This window comes from Nocardia mangyaensis, assembly GCF_001886715.1.
In the GTDB taxonomy this organism is placed as follows: Bacteria; Actinomycetota; Actinomycetes; order Mycobacteriales; family Mycobacteriaceae; genus Nocardia; species Nocardia mangyaensis.
Map to the genome: position 1 here is coordinate 7,116,260 of NZ_CP018082.1, position 13,040 is coordinate 7,129,299.

15 protein-coding genes are annotated in these 13,040 nt (G+C 68.9%); 7 read left to right on the top strand and 8 right to left on the bottom strand.

Annotated elements, in window-relative coordinates; translation table 11 throughout:
• Positions 1 to 20: 20 nt before the first annotated feature.
• Positions 21 to 815 carry an LLM class F420-dependent oxidoreductase gene (locus BOX37_RS32340; protein ID WP_071930928.1) on the bottom strand — a complete coding sequence of 265 codons (795 nt, stop codon included), beginning with the start codon at positions 813 to 815 and terminating at the stop codon, positions 21 to 23.
• Positions 816 to 959: 144 nt separating this feature from the next.
• On the opposite strand from BOX37_RS32340, the gene BOX37_RS32345 reads away from it, so the two are divergent.
• Positions 960 to 2,042 (top strand): ABC transporter ATP-binding protein, encoded by a 1,083-nt coding sequence (locus BOX37_RS32345; RefSeq protein WP_071930929.1) that lies wholly within the window; start codon positions 960 to 962, stop codon positions 2,040 to 2,042.
• A gap of 76 nt (positions 2,043 to 2,118) precedes the next feature.
• Here the strand turns inward: BOX37_RS32345 and BOX37_RS32350 are convergent, their stop codons facing one another.
• Positions 2,119 to 2,631, bottom strand: coding sequence for a winged helix-turn-helix transcriptional regulator (locus BOX37_RS32350; protein ID WP_206045739.1), 513 nt, complete (start codon positions 2,629 to 2,631; stop codon positions 2,119 to 2,121).
• 84 nt (positions 2,632 to 2,715) lie between these two features.
• On the opposite strand from BOX37_RS32350, the gene BOX37_RS32355 reads away from it, so the two are divergent.
• Positions 2,716 to 3,885 (top strand): thiolase family protein, encoded by a 1,170-nt coding sequence (locus BOX37_RS32355; protein WP_071930930.1) that lies wholly within the window; start codon positions 2,716 to 2,718, stop codon positions 3,883 to 3,885.
• A 117-nt stretch (positions 3,886 to 4,002) separates the two neighbouring features.
• On the opposite strand, the gene BOX37_RS32360 is transcribed toward BOX37_RS32355, so the two are convergent.
• Positions 4,003 to 4,326, bottom strand: coding sequence for a hypothetical protein (locus BOX37_RS32360; protein WP_156910672.1), 324 nt, complete (start codon positions 4,324 to 4,326; stop codon positions 4,003 to 4,005).
• Positions 4,327 to 4,410: 84 nt separating this feature from the next.
• Between BOX37_RS32360 and BOX37_RS32365 the strand changes: the two genes are divergently transcribed.
• The 3 genes from BOX37_RS32365 (at position 4,411) to BOX37_RS32375 (ending at position 6,382) form a co-directional block, all read left to right on the top strand.
• On the top strand, positions 4,411 to 5,373 hold the full coding sequence (locus BOX37_RS32365; RefSeq protein ID WP_071930932.1) for an o-succinylbenzoate synthase: 963 nt from the start codon (positions 4,411 to 4,413) through the stop codon (positions 5,371 to 5,373).
• Between the two features lie 146 nt (positions 5,374 to 5,519).
• A complete protein-coding gene (locus BOX37_RS32370; RefSeq protein WP_071932066.1) occupies positions 5,520 to 5,951 on the top strand; it encodes a MarR family winged helix-turn-helix transcriptional regulator in 432 nt (143 codons plus the stop codon).
• An 8-nt stretch (positions 5,952 to 5,959) separates the two neighbouring features.
• Positions 5,960 to 6,382, top strand: a complete 423-nt coding sequence (locus BOX37_RS32375) for an organic hydroperoxide resistance protein (protein ID WP_071930933.1) — start codon at positions 5,960 to 5,962, stop codon at positions 6,380 to 6,382.
• Between the two features lie 114 nt (positions 6,383 to 6,496).
• Here BOX37_RS32375 and BOX37_RS32380 read toward each other — a convergent pair whose 3' ends face one another.
• The 5 genes from BOX37_RS32380 to BOX37_RS32400 all read right to left on the bottom strand — a co-directional run bounded on the left by BOX37_RS32380 (position 6,497) and on the right by BOX37_RS32400 (position 10,532).
• Positions 6,497 to 7,144 (bottom strand): response regulator, encoded by a 648-nt coding sequence (locus tag BOX37_RS32380; RefSeq protein ID WP_071930934.1) that lies wholly within the window; start codon positions 7,142 to 7,144, stop codon positions 6,497 to 6,499.
• The gene (locus BOX37_RS32385; RefSeq protein ID WP_167660019.1) at positions 7,141 to 8,271 is read right to left on the bottom strand and encodes a sensor histidine kinase; all 1,131 of its coding nucleotides are present in this window, start codon (positions 8,269 to 8,271) and stop codon (positions 7,141 to 7,143) included. The genes BOX37_RS32380 and BOX37_RS32385 overlap by 4 nt, the downstream gene beginning before the upstream one ends.
• A 5-nt stretch (positions 8,272 to 8,276) precedes the next feature.
• A complete protein-coding gene (locus BOX37_RS32390) occupies positions 8,277 to 8,951 on the bottom strand; it encodes a DUF2306 domain-containing protein (protein WP_071930936.1) in 675 nt (224 codons plus the stop codon).
• A 96-nt stretch (positions 8,952 to 9,047) separates the two neighbouring features.
• Complete coding sequence (locus BOX37_RS32395) at positions 9,048 to 9,575, bottom strand: TIGR04338 family metallohydrolase (RefSeq protein ID WP_071932067.1); 528 nt, start codon at positions 9,573 to 9,575, stop codon at positions 9,048 to 9,050.
• 156 nt (positions 9,576 to 9,731) lie between these two features.
• Positions 9,732 to 10,532, bottom strand: coding sequence for a DUF2786 domain-containing protein (locus BOX37_RS32400; protein WP_071932068.1), 801 nt, complete (start codon positions 10,530 to 10,532; stop codon positions 9,732 to 9,734).
• Positions 10,533 to 10,730: 198 nt separating this feature from the next.
• Here BOX37_RS32400 and BOX37_RS32405 point away from each other — a divergent pair, with 198 nt between their 5' ends.
• Both BOX37_RS32405 and BOX37_RS32410 read left to right on the top strand, forming a co-directional pair.
• Positions 10,731 to 12,008: an ABC transporter substrate-binding protein gene (locus BOX37_RS32405; protein ID WP_071930937.1), complete on the top strand. Its 1,278-nt coding sequence runs from the start codon at positions 10,731 to 10,733 to the stop codon at positions 12,006 to 12,008.
• A gap of 45 nt (positions 12,009 to 12,053) precedes the next feature.
• Positions 12,054 to 13,031, top strand: coding sequence for a carbohydrate ABC transporter permease (locus BOX37_RS32410; protein WP_071930938.1), 978 nt, complete (start codon positions 12,054 to 12,056; stop codon positions 13,029 to 13,031).
• The last annotated feature ends 9 nt before the right edge of the window (positions 13,032 to 13,040 follow it).

A 13,040-nucleotide genomic window follows, 5' to 3' on the forward strand; every position in this document is an offset into this window, starting at 1 on the left:
CGTCGGCGCGAATCACCTGCTCAGGCGAGACCTTCGAGTGACTCAGGGTTCACTTCGTCACGCCATTCGAGCGCCTGACGCAGGGTGGTGAGGTCGTAATCGGGGCCGGAGACGCCGACCGTGAACAGACTGACCCCCGCCGCGTGCAATGCCTCGGCGTCGTTGCGCCCCGGCCAGGCCACCGAGCGCTCGATCCTGGATTCGTCGGTGCCCGCGGCGGCCGCGTGCTCGGCGAGGACCTTGTTCTTGTGCGCGAAGGTCGTCACGTCGGCGAAGGAGTGCCAGATGTCGGCGTACTCGGCGACCAGCCGCAGGGTCTTGCGCTCGCCCCCACCGCCGATCAGGATCGGGATGTGCCGGGTCGGCGGCGGATTCAGCGTGCCGAGCCTGGTCGAGATCCGGGCCAGGCTCTCCTTCAACAGCTTCAGCCTGCTGCCTGGGGTGCCGAACTCGTAGCCGTACTCGTCGTAGTCGCGTTCGAACCAGCCCGCGCCGATGCCGAGGATGAGCCTGCCGCCGCTGATGTGGTCGACCGTGCGGGCCATGTCGGCGAGCAGATCGGGATTGCGGTAGCCGCCGCCGGTGACCAGCGCGCCGAACTCGACCCGCTCGGTCTGTTCGGCCCAGGCGCCGAGCATGGTCCAGCACTCGAAGTGCGCGCCCGCCGGATCGCCGGAGAGCGGATAGAAATGGTCCCAGTTGAAGACGATGTCGACACCCGCGTCCTCGGCCCGCAGCACCGCGTCACGGATCAACCCGTAGTCGGGGGCGTGCTGGGGCTGAAGCTGGACTCCGATACGAACTGGACGACTCATTCCGCGCTCCTGTGTACTCGGTGGGCTCCGCGATCGAGGCTACCCGGAATCGCACGGGTGTTCCGTACCGCCGCTACGATCCCTGGCGACCCTGTTCTCGGATCGTCCGGCACGTTCCTGCCGGGATGGGAAGTTGATCTACGCATGGCTACCGTGACCTTCGATCGCGCCACCAGGCTCTACGCCGGTGCGAGCAAACCCGCCGTCGACGCGCTCGACCTCGAGATCGCCGACGGCGAGTTCCTGGTCCTGGTCGGACCCTCGGGTTGCGGCAAATCCACCTCGCTGCGGATGCTGGCCGGGCTCGAGGAGGTCAACGGCGGACGCATCCTGATCGGTGAGAACGACGTGACCGACGCCGAACCCAAGGATCGCGACATCGCGATGGTGTTCCAGAACTACGCGCTCTACCCGCACATGTCGGTCGCGGAGAACATGGGCTTCGCGCTCAAGCTGGCCAAGGTGTCCAAGGACGAGCGCTCCCAGCGGGTGCTCGAGGCCGCCAAGCTGCTCGACCTCGAGGACTACCTCGACCGCAAGCCCAAGGCGCTCTCGGGCGGTCAGCGTCAGCGGGTGGCGATGGGCCGGGCGATCGTGCGTCAGCCGCAGGTGTTCCTGATGGACGAGCCGCTGTCGAACCTCGATGCCAAGCTGCGCGTGCAGACCCGTACCCAGATCGCGCAGCTGCAACGGCGTCTCGGCACGACCACGGTCTACGTCACCCACGATCAGGTCGAGGCGATGACGATGGGCGACCGGGTCGCGGTGCTCAAGGACGGCCTGCTGCAGCAGTGCGCGTCGCCGCGCGATCTCTACCGTGACCCGGCCAATGTGTTCGTCGCCGGGTTCATGGGTTCCCCGGCGATGAACCTGTTCACGCTGCCGGTCGCCGACGGTGCGGTCACCATCGGCGGCTACCCGGTGCGGGTGCCGCGCGCGGTGGTCGACACGGGCGAGAGCTCGGTCGTGCTCGGTATCCGGCCCGAACACCTCGAGGTCGGCGATGGCGGCCTGCAGATGGAGGTCGACGTGGTGGAGGAGCTCGGCTCCGACGCCTACGTCTACGGGCGCGCGCTGTCCACCGGCGCGAGCGGGCAGGCCGGGGAAACGATTGTGGCGCGGGTGGATTGGCGCACCCCGCCGACCAAGGGCGAGCGCCTGCAGCTGATCGCCGACCCCGAGCACGTGTACTTCTTCAGCGCCTCCGACGGCCGCCGTCTGCGCTGAATCGGTTGCCTGCCCGCGGATTTCGTTCCACGGGCAGGCACCGAGGACATCGGCGTCGGCGTCCGCACCGGCTGAGTCAGCGCGCGTTCTTGCGGGCGCGCAGGTAGTCCTTGTTGACGCGGACCTTGAGCCGCTCGAGGGGAACTTCTGTGCCGTCGGGGGTGCGGAGGTCGACGGTGACGGGAGTGTCGGTGTCGGCGTCGACGCGCAGCAGCGGCGGCGGGCCGGGCTGGAGGTATTTGTCGCCCCACTGCCAGAGAGCGACGACGACGGGGAGCAGGTCGCGGCCCATCTGGGTCAGGACGTATTCGTTGCGGGTGCGCTTGCCCTCTTCCCGATAGGGCTGTTTCTCGAGCAGGCCGGCCTCGGTGAGTTTGCGGAGTTGGCCCGCGGCGGCGGCGTCGGTGATGCCGACCCGGCGGGCGAAACCGTCGAAGCGACGGGTGCCGTAGTAGGCCTCGCGCAGGATGAGCATCGCCGAGCGAGTGCCGATGAGGTCCATGGCGCGCGCGATGGAACAGCCCGTGGTGTCCCACGCGCTCAAATCCGCCAGAGGTCCATCCATCACGGCCGCCATGTCCGACATCATACCCACCACTGACTTGATCAACGATAGTTAGCGCCTATTCTGACTATTGTTAGATAAAGTCAGATAGGTCGAAAGAGGACTCCCATGCGAGACGCGGTCATCGTCGAAGCGGTACGCACCCCCATCGGCCGGGGCAAGCCCGACGGCGCACTGCACGACATCCATCCCGTCGACCTGCTCGCGCACAGCCTGCGCGCGGTGATCGAGCGAAGCGGCATCGACCCGGCCCTGGTCGACGACGTGATCGGCGGCATCGTCACCCAGGCCGGCGAGCAGGGCGCGAACATGACCCGGCGGGCGGTACTGGCCGCCGGGTATCCCGAATCCGTGCCGGCCACCACGGTCGACCGGCAGTGCGGCAGCAGCCAGCAGGCCATCCACTTCGCCGCACAGGGCGTGCTCGCGGGCGCCTACGACATCGTGGTGGCGGCGGGCGTGGAATCCATGGGCCGAATTCCCATGGGCGCCAACCTCGTCGGCACCACCGACCTCTCCGGTGTCGCGTTCGCCGAGCGTTACCCGGACGACCTGGTACCCCAGGGCATCAGCGCCGAACTCATCGCCGCCCAGTGGGAACTGACCCGAACCCAGCTCGACGAATTCGCCCTCGGCAGCCACGAAAAGGCCGCCCGCGCCACCAAAGACGGACTCTTCGCCGACGAGCTCGCACCACTGAACGGGTTGGCCACCGACGAGGGCATCCGGGTCGGCAGCACGCTCGACACCCTCGCGAAGCTGCGGCCCGCCTACTACGACCCCGCCATGGCGGCGCGCTTCCCGCAGATCGGCTGGGAAATCACCGCGGCCTCGGCCAGCCAGGTCAGCGACGGCAGCTCCGCGGTGCTCATCATGTCCGGCGAGCGCGCCGCCCAGCTCGGCCTGCGTCCGCTGGCCCGGCTGCACAGTTTCGCTGTCGCCGGGGACGACCCGCTGCTCATGCTCACCGCCGTCATCCCGGCGACCGAGAAGGTGTTGCGGCGGGCCGGGCTGGAGCTGGCCGACATCGACCTGATCGAGATCAACGAGGCGTTCTCCCCGGTCGTGCTGGCCTGGGCACAGGAGACCGGCGCCGACCTGAGCAAGGTGAACGTCAACGGCGGAGCCATCGCCCTCGGCCATCCGCTGGGCGCTTCGGGCGCCCGGCTGATGACGACGCTGGTCCACGCCCTGCACCAGCGCGGCGGACGCTACGGCCTGCAAACCATGTGCGAGGCGGGCGGCCTCGCCAACGCCACCATCATCGAACGACTCTGACCGGTGAGTGGCGGCGTCTCGGCGCCGCCACTGTCCATCGATACGCTGACGCCGTTCTCGATTACTTGACCTGGGCGCAATTGGACGAGGGAATCGACTGAACCGGCGCGCTCATCGTCACGACCACGTGGCGATCTCGCGGCCGGTCAGGAAGGTGGCGATCACCACCAGGGCGCCGAGTGCGGGCACGTAGCCGATGCGCCAGTCCTGGCGCATTCCGATCGCCACCCACACCGCCGAGCCGATGGCGGCGGCTGCCGCGCCCGCGCAGGCCACCTGGGAGCCAAAGGTCGCGTAGGGGGTGTAGCAGCCGCCGTAGTCGAGGGGGCAGGTGCGGTCGGCCAGCTCGAGGTGGATCGCGGTGGCAGCCGACGCGCAGGCGAACAGGACCAGTGCCGCGAGCAGTACCAAGGCGGTTGTCCGGTCGGTGTCACGGCGCATGGTCTCAGGATCGCCCGGCACAGGCCGGTGCGACACCGTGGAACTACTCGAGCCGAGATCTCGTCGACCTCTACGATCGGGACGATGGGCGCCGATACGTTCGTTTATGCGATTCCGCTGCGTACGCGGTTTCGGGGGATCACCATGCGCGAGGGGATGTTGATTCGGGGGCCGCTGGGGTGGGGGGAGTTCTGCGCGTTTCCCGAGTACGACGATCGGGAGGCGGCGGGGTGGTTGGCGACGGCGGTGGAGCAGGTGACGGTGGGATGGCCCACGCCGGTACGGGAGCGGATTCCGGTGAATTGCACGGTGCCTGCGGTCGGGCCGGAGGCGGCCGGTCGGATCGTGCGCGAGTCCGGTTGCGCCACTGCGAAAGTGAAGGTCGCCGATCATCCCGGCTCGCTCGCCGAGGATCTGGCGCGGGTCGCCGCCGTGCGGGAGGCGATCGGGGACGGGGCGATCCGGGTCGACGCCAATGCGGTGTGGGATGTGGACACCGCGGTGCGGAACATCGGTGAGATCGACCGGGCCGCTCGGGGATTGGAGTACGTGGAGCAGCCGTGCCGGACTGTCGAGGAATTGGCGGAGGTGCGGCGGCGGGTGCCGGTACGGATCGCGGCCGATGAATCGATCCGGCGGGCGGAGGACCCGTTGCGGGTCGCCGTCGCGGGGGCCGCGGATGTGGCGGTGCTCAAGTGCACGCCGCTGGGTGGGGTGCGGCGGGCACTGGCCGTCGCCGAGGCGGCCGGGCTGCCGACCGTCGTGTCGTCGGCGCTGGAGACGAGCGTCGGGCTGTCCGCACAGCTGGCATTGGCCGGTGCGCTGCCCGAGCTCGAATTCGCCTGTGGATTAGGCACTCTCGCGTTGTTCGAGGGTGATCTGGTGGCAGATTCGCTGCTACCGGTGGACGGGTGGCTGCCGGTTCCGACCGCTCCCCCGGACCCCGATCCGGCGCTGCTGGAGAAGTATCGACATCCCGATCCCGAGCGGGTCGAGTGGTGGTTGCGGCGGTACGAGCGGGTCAACGCACTCCTCGAGGTCGACTGACGCCGGCGGCCCGGCGGTGCCCGCACAGCGCGCGCACGCCGCAGCGCAGGACTCGGCTGCCGCTCGACGTCGCACCGGCCGACTCGCTCCATGCCCGGACCCACCGTTAGGTTGTGCACAACCCAATTGCGCGCTACAGTATGGGCATGACCGACGGACTGGCCCTCGACGAACAGCTCTGCTTCCCGCTCTACGCGGCGTCGCGGGCGATGACGTCGGTCTACCGCCCGAAGCTGGAACGCCTCGGGCTCACGTATCCGCAGTATCTGGTGATGCTGGCGCTGTGGGAGCACGACGGCCGCAGTGTCAGCGAACTCGGCAAGGCCCTCGATCTCGACTCGGGAACCCTGTCCCCCCTGCTCAAGCGGCTCGAGGCGGGCGGTTTCGTCGAACGGCGGCGGGCCGTCGAGGACGAGCGCCGCGTCGACATCGTGCTCACCGAACACGGGCGGGGCCTGCGAGCCGAAGCCTGCCGGATCCCCGCCGAGATGTCGGAGATCGTCGGACTGACCGCCGAGGAATTCGATGCCCTGCGCGGCCTGCTGCGCAAACTCACGCACACCCTCACGGAGAAATGAGAGCTGACATGAAGGTCCTCTACACCGCAGAAGCCCTTGCCACCGGCGAAGGCCGCACCGGCCACGGCCGCACCACCGACGGCAAGCTCGACGTGACCCTGGCCCCGCCGAAGGAGATGGGCGGCGACGGCGCGGGCACCAACCCCGAACAGCTCTTCGCCGTCGGCTACGCGGCCTGCTACCACTCCGCCCTGCGCTTGGTCGGCAAGCAAGCGGGCGCGAACGTCAGCGATTCCACCGTCGGCGCCCGCGTTTCGATCGGCCCGAACGACGCGGGCGGCTTCGAACTCGCCGTCACCCTCGAGGTGACCCTCCCCCACCTCCCCCGCGACGAGGCCAAGGCCCTCGCCGACAAGGCCCACCAGGTCTGCCCCTACTCCAACGCCACCCGCGGCAACATCGACGTCGACATCCAGGTCACCGACGACTGATCCACCGGCGAACACCGCCCCCGGGACCACCGATCACCACGCTCCGATGGCGTCGACCTCGACCGCGACTCATCTGAGAGCGCGGTGATCCGGGGGCGTGAATCCGATGGCAGCTCACGGACGTATGCGTCCTGATTCGTATGCCCACATCGCGGCCTCGACGCGGTTGCGCAGCCCGAGTTTGGTGAGGATGCCGCCGATGTGGGTCTTGACCGTGCCGAGCGAGAGGAAAAGCCGGTCGCCGATCTCGTTGTTCGTCAGGCCGGCGGCGAGCAGGGCGAGCACGTCCTCCTCCCGGGCGGTGAGCGGATCCATCGGCTGTCGCGGACGCGGGGGCCGGCGGGCGAATTCGGCCAGCAGGCGCACGGTGATCCGGGGCGCGATGAGGGCGTCACCGTTCGCGGCGGCGCGCAGTGCCTCGCCGATGAGTTGTGGGCCCGCGTCCTTGAGCAGGAAACCCTTGGCGCCCGCGCGCAGCGCGGCGTGGACGTACTCGTCGAGGTCGAAGGTGGTGATGATGACGACCGCGACCGGATCGGTGACATCTGTTCCGGCGAGCAGCGCGGTGGCCTCGATGCCGTCGAGCCGAGGCATGCGGATGTCGAGCAGCGCGACGTCTGGGCGCAGTCGGCGTGCGAGTTCGACCGCCGCCACGCCGTCGGAGGCCTCGCCGACGACCTCGATACCGGGCTGAGTTTCCAGGAGCATGCGCAGGCCCGTGCGCACGGTCTCCTGGTCGTCGGCGACGAGAACGCGGATCATGCCGCACCTCTCAGCGGCAGCGCTGCGCGCAGCGTCCAGCCGCCGCCGGGATCCGGGCCCGCGATGACGTGTCCACCCAGAAGTGCTGTGCGCTCGGATATTCCGCGTAGGCCGTGGCCATCGCCGGAGGAGGGACGGGCGGCGGCACCGTCATTGTGGACCAGGATGTTCGCGGACTTCGCGTCTACGGTGACGGTCACCGCGATCGCGGTGGCCGCGCGGGCGTGACGTCGTGCGTTGGTGATTCCTTCTTGTGCGATGCGGAACAGCGTCGAGGCGACGAGGTCGGGCAGATCGTCCGGCGCGTGGACGCGCACGGCCACCGGTGGCGGGCCGGGGTCCGCGAGGTCGACGAGCTCGGTCAGGCCCGCGGCAGGTACGTAGCCGGCGGGCGCACGCAAGGTCCGCACGAGCGAGCGCATGTCGGTGAGGACCGCCTGCGCCTCGCGCTCGATCACGTCGAGTGACGCCGCCACCCGTGACACATCGGGCAGCTCGGCGCCCGCGACCTGCGCGCGGATCGCGATGGCCGAGACGTGGTGTGCCACGGTGTCGTGCAGGTCGCGGGCCAGAGCCTCGCGTTCACGCGCGCGAACGGCGTCGAGCTCCCCGGCGCGCGACTCCACGCGTTCGCGGCGCAGGGCCCCGATCAAGCATGCGCCGCCCACGAACGCGACCCCGGCGACAGCCCCGGCGAATCCCTCCCCACCGAGCACGATCGACAGCCCGACGCCGAGGCCGAGCAGTGCGCCACCCACGAGCCGATCGCGCCCCGATCCCCAGCGGAACACGGCATAGGGAATGCTGAGCACCGCGAACATCGTCACCAGCCCGGTCGGTGAGCTTCCCGCGACGGTCCGCGCGACGGTGAATCCCGCCGTCACCACGGTCATGACCGCGACGACGACCAGCGGGCGCGACCGGCGCCACAGTAGGCCGGGCAGGATCGCGAGGGTGACCAGCGTCGTCGCGAGCGGCCACGTCAGGTCGGTGCGGACCGCGCCCTCGACGACCGCGGCGGCGGCCAACACGATGACGAGCACGATATCGCGCGGCTGGGGACCGTCGGCGCCCGGCGCGGCGGGGCGCGACCACCCGACGCCGAGCAACCCTCGCACAGTAGGCATGCTACTCACGCCTCGGCCAAAGCGGCGCGGTGACGCCGACGGGCCGCGCGGCGGCGGACGATCACCCATTCGGCCACGATGGCATTGATGATCCACCCGGCATCCATCTGCACCACCCGCGCGACGACGTCGGGCTCGCCGAACATCAGCAGGAACGGCCCGGAGGTGAGCACCTGGGTACCCGCGCCCAAGGCCAGCGCGTAGGCGCGGATCATCCACGCGCCGTGCGCGGACCTGTCGCGACGCGCGATCGCGGCCACCCCCGCGGCAAGGAAGGCGAGCATCAACCCTCCAACGAGGTACCGCGACAGCGCGAGCACCACCCCGTCGACGGGCGGCGAATCGTAGAACGCGGTCATCCACAGTCCGCTCACCGCGACCACCAGTCCCGCCGGAACAAGCAGGTAACGCCCCGCGAATCGATGCCACGCGAGATGCCTGCGACGCAGACCCGGCAGAAACTGGAACGCACCGACGACCGAGTAGACCAGCGCGCCGACAATGTGCACGACGACCGGCAACGGCATCCGCAGAAACCGCGCGTTATCGAGTGTCTCGGGCGCCCCCGACACGATCTCGCCGATGCGTATCATCCCGGCCAGCGACGGCACGAGGGCGAGCAGGATCAGTCCGGCTGCGATCAGCCATTCACGGCGAGGAATGCTCCCAGGTACGTCCATATCGTGATCGTGCACGCGACGACCGCACCACCGCTTCGGCCATCCGGCCGAAGCTGCTCCCCACGGAACACCAGGCCCAGCACCTATGTAGCGGCCTCACCCGAACCGCACCCCACACCCCCCGAAAGTAGCCCGAATCAGCAGCGCCGCTTCAGGCCCGATCACTCCGTCGACCAATTCGATATAGCGAGTGCAGAATTCGGGCCCATGGGGCGCCTCTCCCGCAGTAGGCGCGAGGTGATGGGCGAGTTCGTGCAGTACCACCAGCTCGCGCAATGCCCATGCGCTCACGCCGGTGTGCAATGGCACTGCCAGGACCGCCTCGGCCACCTCGTAGTGAGCGGCAGAACTCCCGGCCCGAGCCCGGACCCGCACCGGCACCCCCGCCCGTGCCCATTGCCCCCGAACCCAGTTCAGCGCGAGCACCTTGTCCACATAGCTCTGCACCGACTCGACCGACGCGAACCGCCGCTCGACCGGCAAGGTCACCTGCGACCCATAGATGTCCACCGTCCGATGCCCGAACTCGGCAGCCCGATCGAACACCCCCCGCACCAACTGCTCACCGTCGTACACCTTGGCCCGCTGACTGTCCCGTCGCGGCTGCCTCCCATCATCGGACACGGCCCACTCCAGACCCACCGCCCCGCATTGCGATTCTCCGACCGGGTTCAGCGCCCGGCGAAAGCCCCGGGCCCATCGGGTCGACGGGGCGGTAGGGAGCACCCGCATGATGCCGCCTGCCCCGCATCCTGACGGCACCACCCGCTCCGGCAGTTCTCAACGACCCGTGAGTTTCGCGCGGGCCGCGGGCAGTTCCGGCAACGCCCCCAGCCGCGCGGTACGCCCCGCCCGATCTCCCGCCCGGCGAGCAGCAGCCGAATGCCCGGTGGACGCCTGCGGCCCACGCCAGATCCCACGAGCCTCGGAGGTGGCCGTGTAGAAGTCGGTCAACGCAACCTCCTTGTCGCGCAGCGCCAGCGCCGTCCCCGTGGATTCGGCTTTCGATTCCTCGGCGACCACTTCGGCCTTCACCTCGGCCAGGCGGGCACCCACCCGCGCCGCGAAAGCCATCTGAAAGTTGAGCCGGGCCGTCACCCCGGCCACCGGCGCCTCCACCTCGCGCCGCACCGTCCGACCGAATCGCTTCTCGCTGACGATCTTGACAACCGTCGCCTCCCGATACGCACCGGATTTGATGTAGTGGTCCGAGGCCCGCACCATCTGGATGAGCAGGCTCGCGTAGAGCGCTTCGCAGGCGTCGATGTCGGCGTCGAAACCGTAGGCGTAGACCTGGGCGGAGGTGCGAGCGACATCGCAGCGCACATCGTTGGCGGTCGCGATGGCGACGAACAACTGCACGTAAGTGCGCAGCCCCTTTCGCCCCGGCTCACCGATCGGGATGATCCGCTGCACCGGCACCGGCCTGCGCTCCCGGCTCGCGATGTGCGAACGCGCGACCGCCAGATCGATCGACGATTTCGTCGCCAACCGCTGCGCCGCCGCCAGGAAAGCCTCGGCCTCGTGCTCGTTGTCGGTGGACTCGGCCTTGCGCAGCAAACCCCCGATCCGGGTAAGCATCCGGTCGGGCGCCGGCAGCGAGGGACTGGTCACCTCGTCGAGGGTAGGGCACCGCACCGACACCCGGCCGCAGCGCAACTGACCCGAAAGTAGCCCAAAGGGCAGGACGATCGGACGCAACGAGCCGTCACCATGTATGTTGCCTGTTGCACCGCACGGGTGTGCTGCTGCTCACGTCTCGACCCTGGAGTGTCTGCGATGGCCTTGAAGTTCGTCCCCAGAGCGACCATGGTTGCTGCCTCGATCGCGTTGCTCACCGCATCGTTCGCCAGTGGCTGCTCCAGTGACAACGGAGGTAACCCGCTCGACGAGAATCTGACGGGCCGCGGCCCGATCACCTACGTCGAGGGCAAGGACACCACCGAGACCGGTGTGGTCAAGCAGCTCATCGACCGGTGGAACGCCGCGCATCCGGACGAGCAGGTGACGTTCAAGGAGCAGTCGGCCGACGCCAACCAGCAGCGCGACGACCTCGCCGAGCACTTCCGCGCCAAGCAGGACGGCTACGACGTGGTCGCCCTCGACGTGCCGTGGACCGCGGAGTTCGCCGCCAAGGGCTGGATCCAGCCGCTGAAAGACTCCTTCGCGATCGACACCGCGCCGCTGCTCGCGCCGACCGTCGCCAGCGCCACCTACAACGGCACCCTGTACGCGGCCCCGCGCAACACCAACGGCGGCCTGCTGTACTACCGCACCGACCTGGTGCCCAACCCGCCGCGTACCTGGACCGAGATGCTCGGCCAGTGCCAGATCGCGCGCGACAACAACATCGGCTGCTACGCCGGTCAGCTCGCCCCCTACGAGGGCCTGACCGTGAACACCTCCGAGGTCATCAACGCCTTCGGCGGCAGCTTCGTCGGCGCCGACGGCAAGACCCCGACCGTGAACAGCCCGGAGTCGAAGGCCGGCCTGAAGGTCCTCGTCGACGCCTACCAGAACGGTGACATCCCCAAGGAAGCCATCACCTTCAAGGAAGGCGAGAGCGCGAGCGCGTTCGAGTCCGGCAACCTGCTGTTCCTGCGCAACTGGCCCTACCTGTACGGCCAGGCCAACGCCGACGGCTCCGCGGTGAAGGACAAGTTCGGCGTCGCCCCGCTGCCGGGCAACACCGGCGTCGGCGCCTCGACCCTGGGCGGCTACAACGCCGCGATCAGCGCGTTCTCCAAGAACAAGGCCACCGCCGCCGACTTCGTGCGCTACCTGATCAGCGAAGAGGCCCAGCAGATCATCGCCGCCGGTGCGCTGCCCTCGGTGCGCGCCTCGCTCTACGACGACCCGGCCCTGATCGCCAAGATGCCGTACCTGCCCGCGCTGAAGGAATCCATCGCCAGCGCCGTGCCGCGTCCGGTCACCCCGTTCTATCCCGCGGTGTCGAAGGCCATCCAGGACAACGCCTATGCTGCCCTGAACGGCACGAAGTCCGTCGACGACGCGGTCGCCGGCATGCAAAAGGGCATCGAGACCGCCGGTTCGTAGCGGAGCGCGCAGCGGACCCGACCAGACCGTAGGAGAGTAGTAACGGTGTCGGATCCTTCGGGACCCAAGCAGCGCGGGCTTGCGCTGGAACTGCAGCGATCCGGCAAGGCGTGGTTGTTCATCACGCCGGTGCTCGTCGCGCTGGCCGTCGTCATCGGATATCCGGTGTTCCAGGCGATCTGGATGTCCTTTCAGCAGGACGCCGGGATCGACCCGGCCACCGGCATGTTCGTCGAGGGCGGCAGCGCGGGGCTGAGCAACTACACGCACTGGCTGCTGCAGCAGTGCAATTCGCTCGGCGGCACGATCTCGTGCCCGACCGGCACGCTCGGCTCGCAGTTCTGGTCCGCGGTCTGGGTCACCCTGTTCTTCACGGTGGTGACGGTGTCGCTGGAGGCGCTGCTCGGCCTCGGCATGGCCATCGTGATGGGCAAGACCTTCCGTGGCCGGGCGCTGCTGCGCGCCGCCGTGCTGATCCCGTGGGCCATTCCCACCGCCGTCACCGCGCGGCTGTGGGAGTTCATGTTCCAGGCCGACGGCGTGGTGAACCGGGTGCTCGGCACCGACATCCTGTGGACCTCGGATGTGTGGGCCTCGCGATTCGCGGTGATCATGGCCGACGTGTGGAAGACGACGCCGTTCATGGCGCTGCTGATCCTGGCGGGCCTGCAGGTGATCCCGAACGATGTGTACGAGGCCGCCAAGGTCGACGGCGCCTCGGCCTGGCAGCGGTTCGTGCACATCACGCTGCCGCTGCTCAAGCCCGCGCTGCTGGTCGCGATCCTGTTCCGCACCATGGACGCGCTGCGCATGTACGACCTGCCCGCGATCATGACGCTGGGCAACCCGGCGACGAACACGCTGTCGATCCTGGTGGTCGACCAGGTGCGCCAAGGTCCCAACAGCGCCGCCGCGCTCTCGACGATCACCTTCCTGCTCGTCTTCGGTATCGCGTTCGTTCTGGTGAAGGTGCTGGGCGCCAACGCGGTTCGCACGCAAGAAGAACAGCGGAAGGCGGCCTGATGAGCATCT

What these genes read in the sequence shown, in the direction of transcription:
- BOX37_RS32340 (WP_071930928.1), bottom strand. Translation starts at nt 815, where the DNA reads ATGAGTCGTCCAGTTCGTATCGGAGTCCAGCTTCAGCCCCAGCACGCC.
- BOX37_RS32345 (WP_071930929.1), top strand. Translation starts at nt 960, where the DNA reads ATGGCTACCGTGACCTTCGATCGCGCCACCAGGCTCTACGCCGGTGCG.
- BOX37_RS32350 (WP_206045739.1), bottom strand. Translation starts at nt 2,631, where the DNA reads ATGATGTCGGACATGGCGGCCGTGATGGATGGACCTCTGGCGGATTTG.
- BOX37_RS32355 (WP_071930930.1), top strand. Translation starts at nt 2,716, where the DNA reads ATGCGAGACGCGGTCATCGTCGAAGCGGTACGCACCCCCATCGGCCGG.
- BOX37_RS32360 (WP_156910672.1), bottom strand. Translation starts at nt 4,326, where the DNA reads ATGCGCCGTGACACCGACCGGACAACCGCCTTGGTACTGCTCGCGGCA.
- BOX37_RS32365 (WP_071930932.1), top strand. Translation starts at nt 4,411, where the DNA reads ATGGGCGCCGATACGTTCGTTTATGCGATTCCGCTGCGTACGCGGTTT.
- BOX37_RS32370 (WP_071932066.1), top strand. Translation starts at nt 5,520, where the DNA reads ATGACCGACGGACTGGCCCTCGACGAACAGCTCTGCTTCCCGCTCTAC.
- BOX37_RS32375 (WP_071930933.1), top strand. Translation starts at nt 5,960, where the DNA reads ATGAAGGTCCTCTACACCGCAGAAGCCCTTGCCACCGGCGAAGGCCGC.
- BOX37_RS32380 (WP_071930934.1), bottom strand. Translation starts at nt 7,144, where the DNA reads ATGATCCGCGTTCTCGTCGCCGACGACCAGGAGACCGTGCGCACGGGC.
- BOX37_RS32385 (WP_167660019.1), bottom strand. Translation starts at nt 8,271, where the DNA reads ATGCCTACTGTGCGAGGGTTGCTCGGCGTCGGGTGGTCGCGCCCCGCC.
- BOX37_RS32390 (WP_071930936.1), bottom strand. Translation starts at nt 8,951, where the DNA reads ATGGACGTACCTGGGAGCATTCCTCGCCGTGAATGGCTGATCGCAGCC.
- BOX37_RS32400 (WP_071932068.1), bottom strand. Translation starts at nt 10,532, where the DNA reads ATGCTTACCCGGATCGGGGGTTTGCTGCGCAAGGCCGAGTCCACCGAC.
- BOX37_RS32405 (WP_071930937.1), top strand. Translation starts at nt 10,731, where the DNA reads ATGGCCTTGAAGTTCGTCCCCAGAGCGACCATGGTTGCTGCCTCGATC.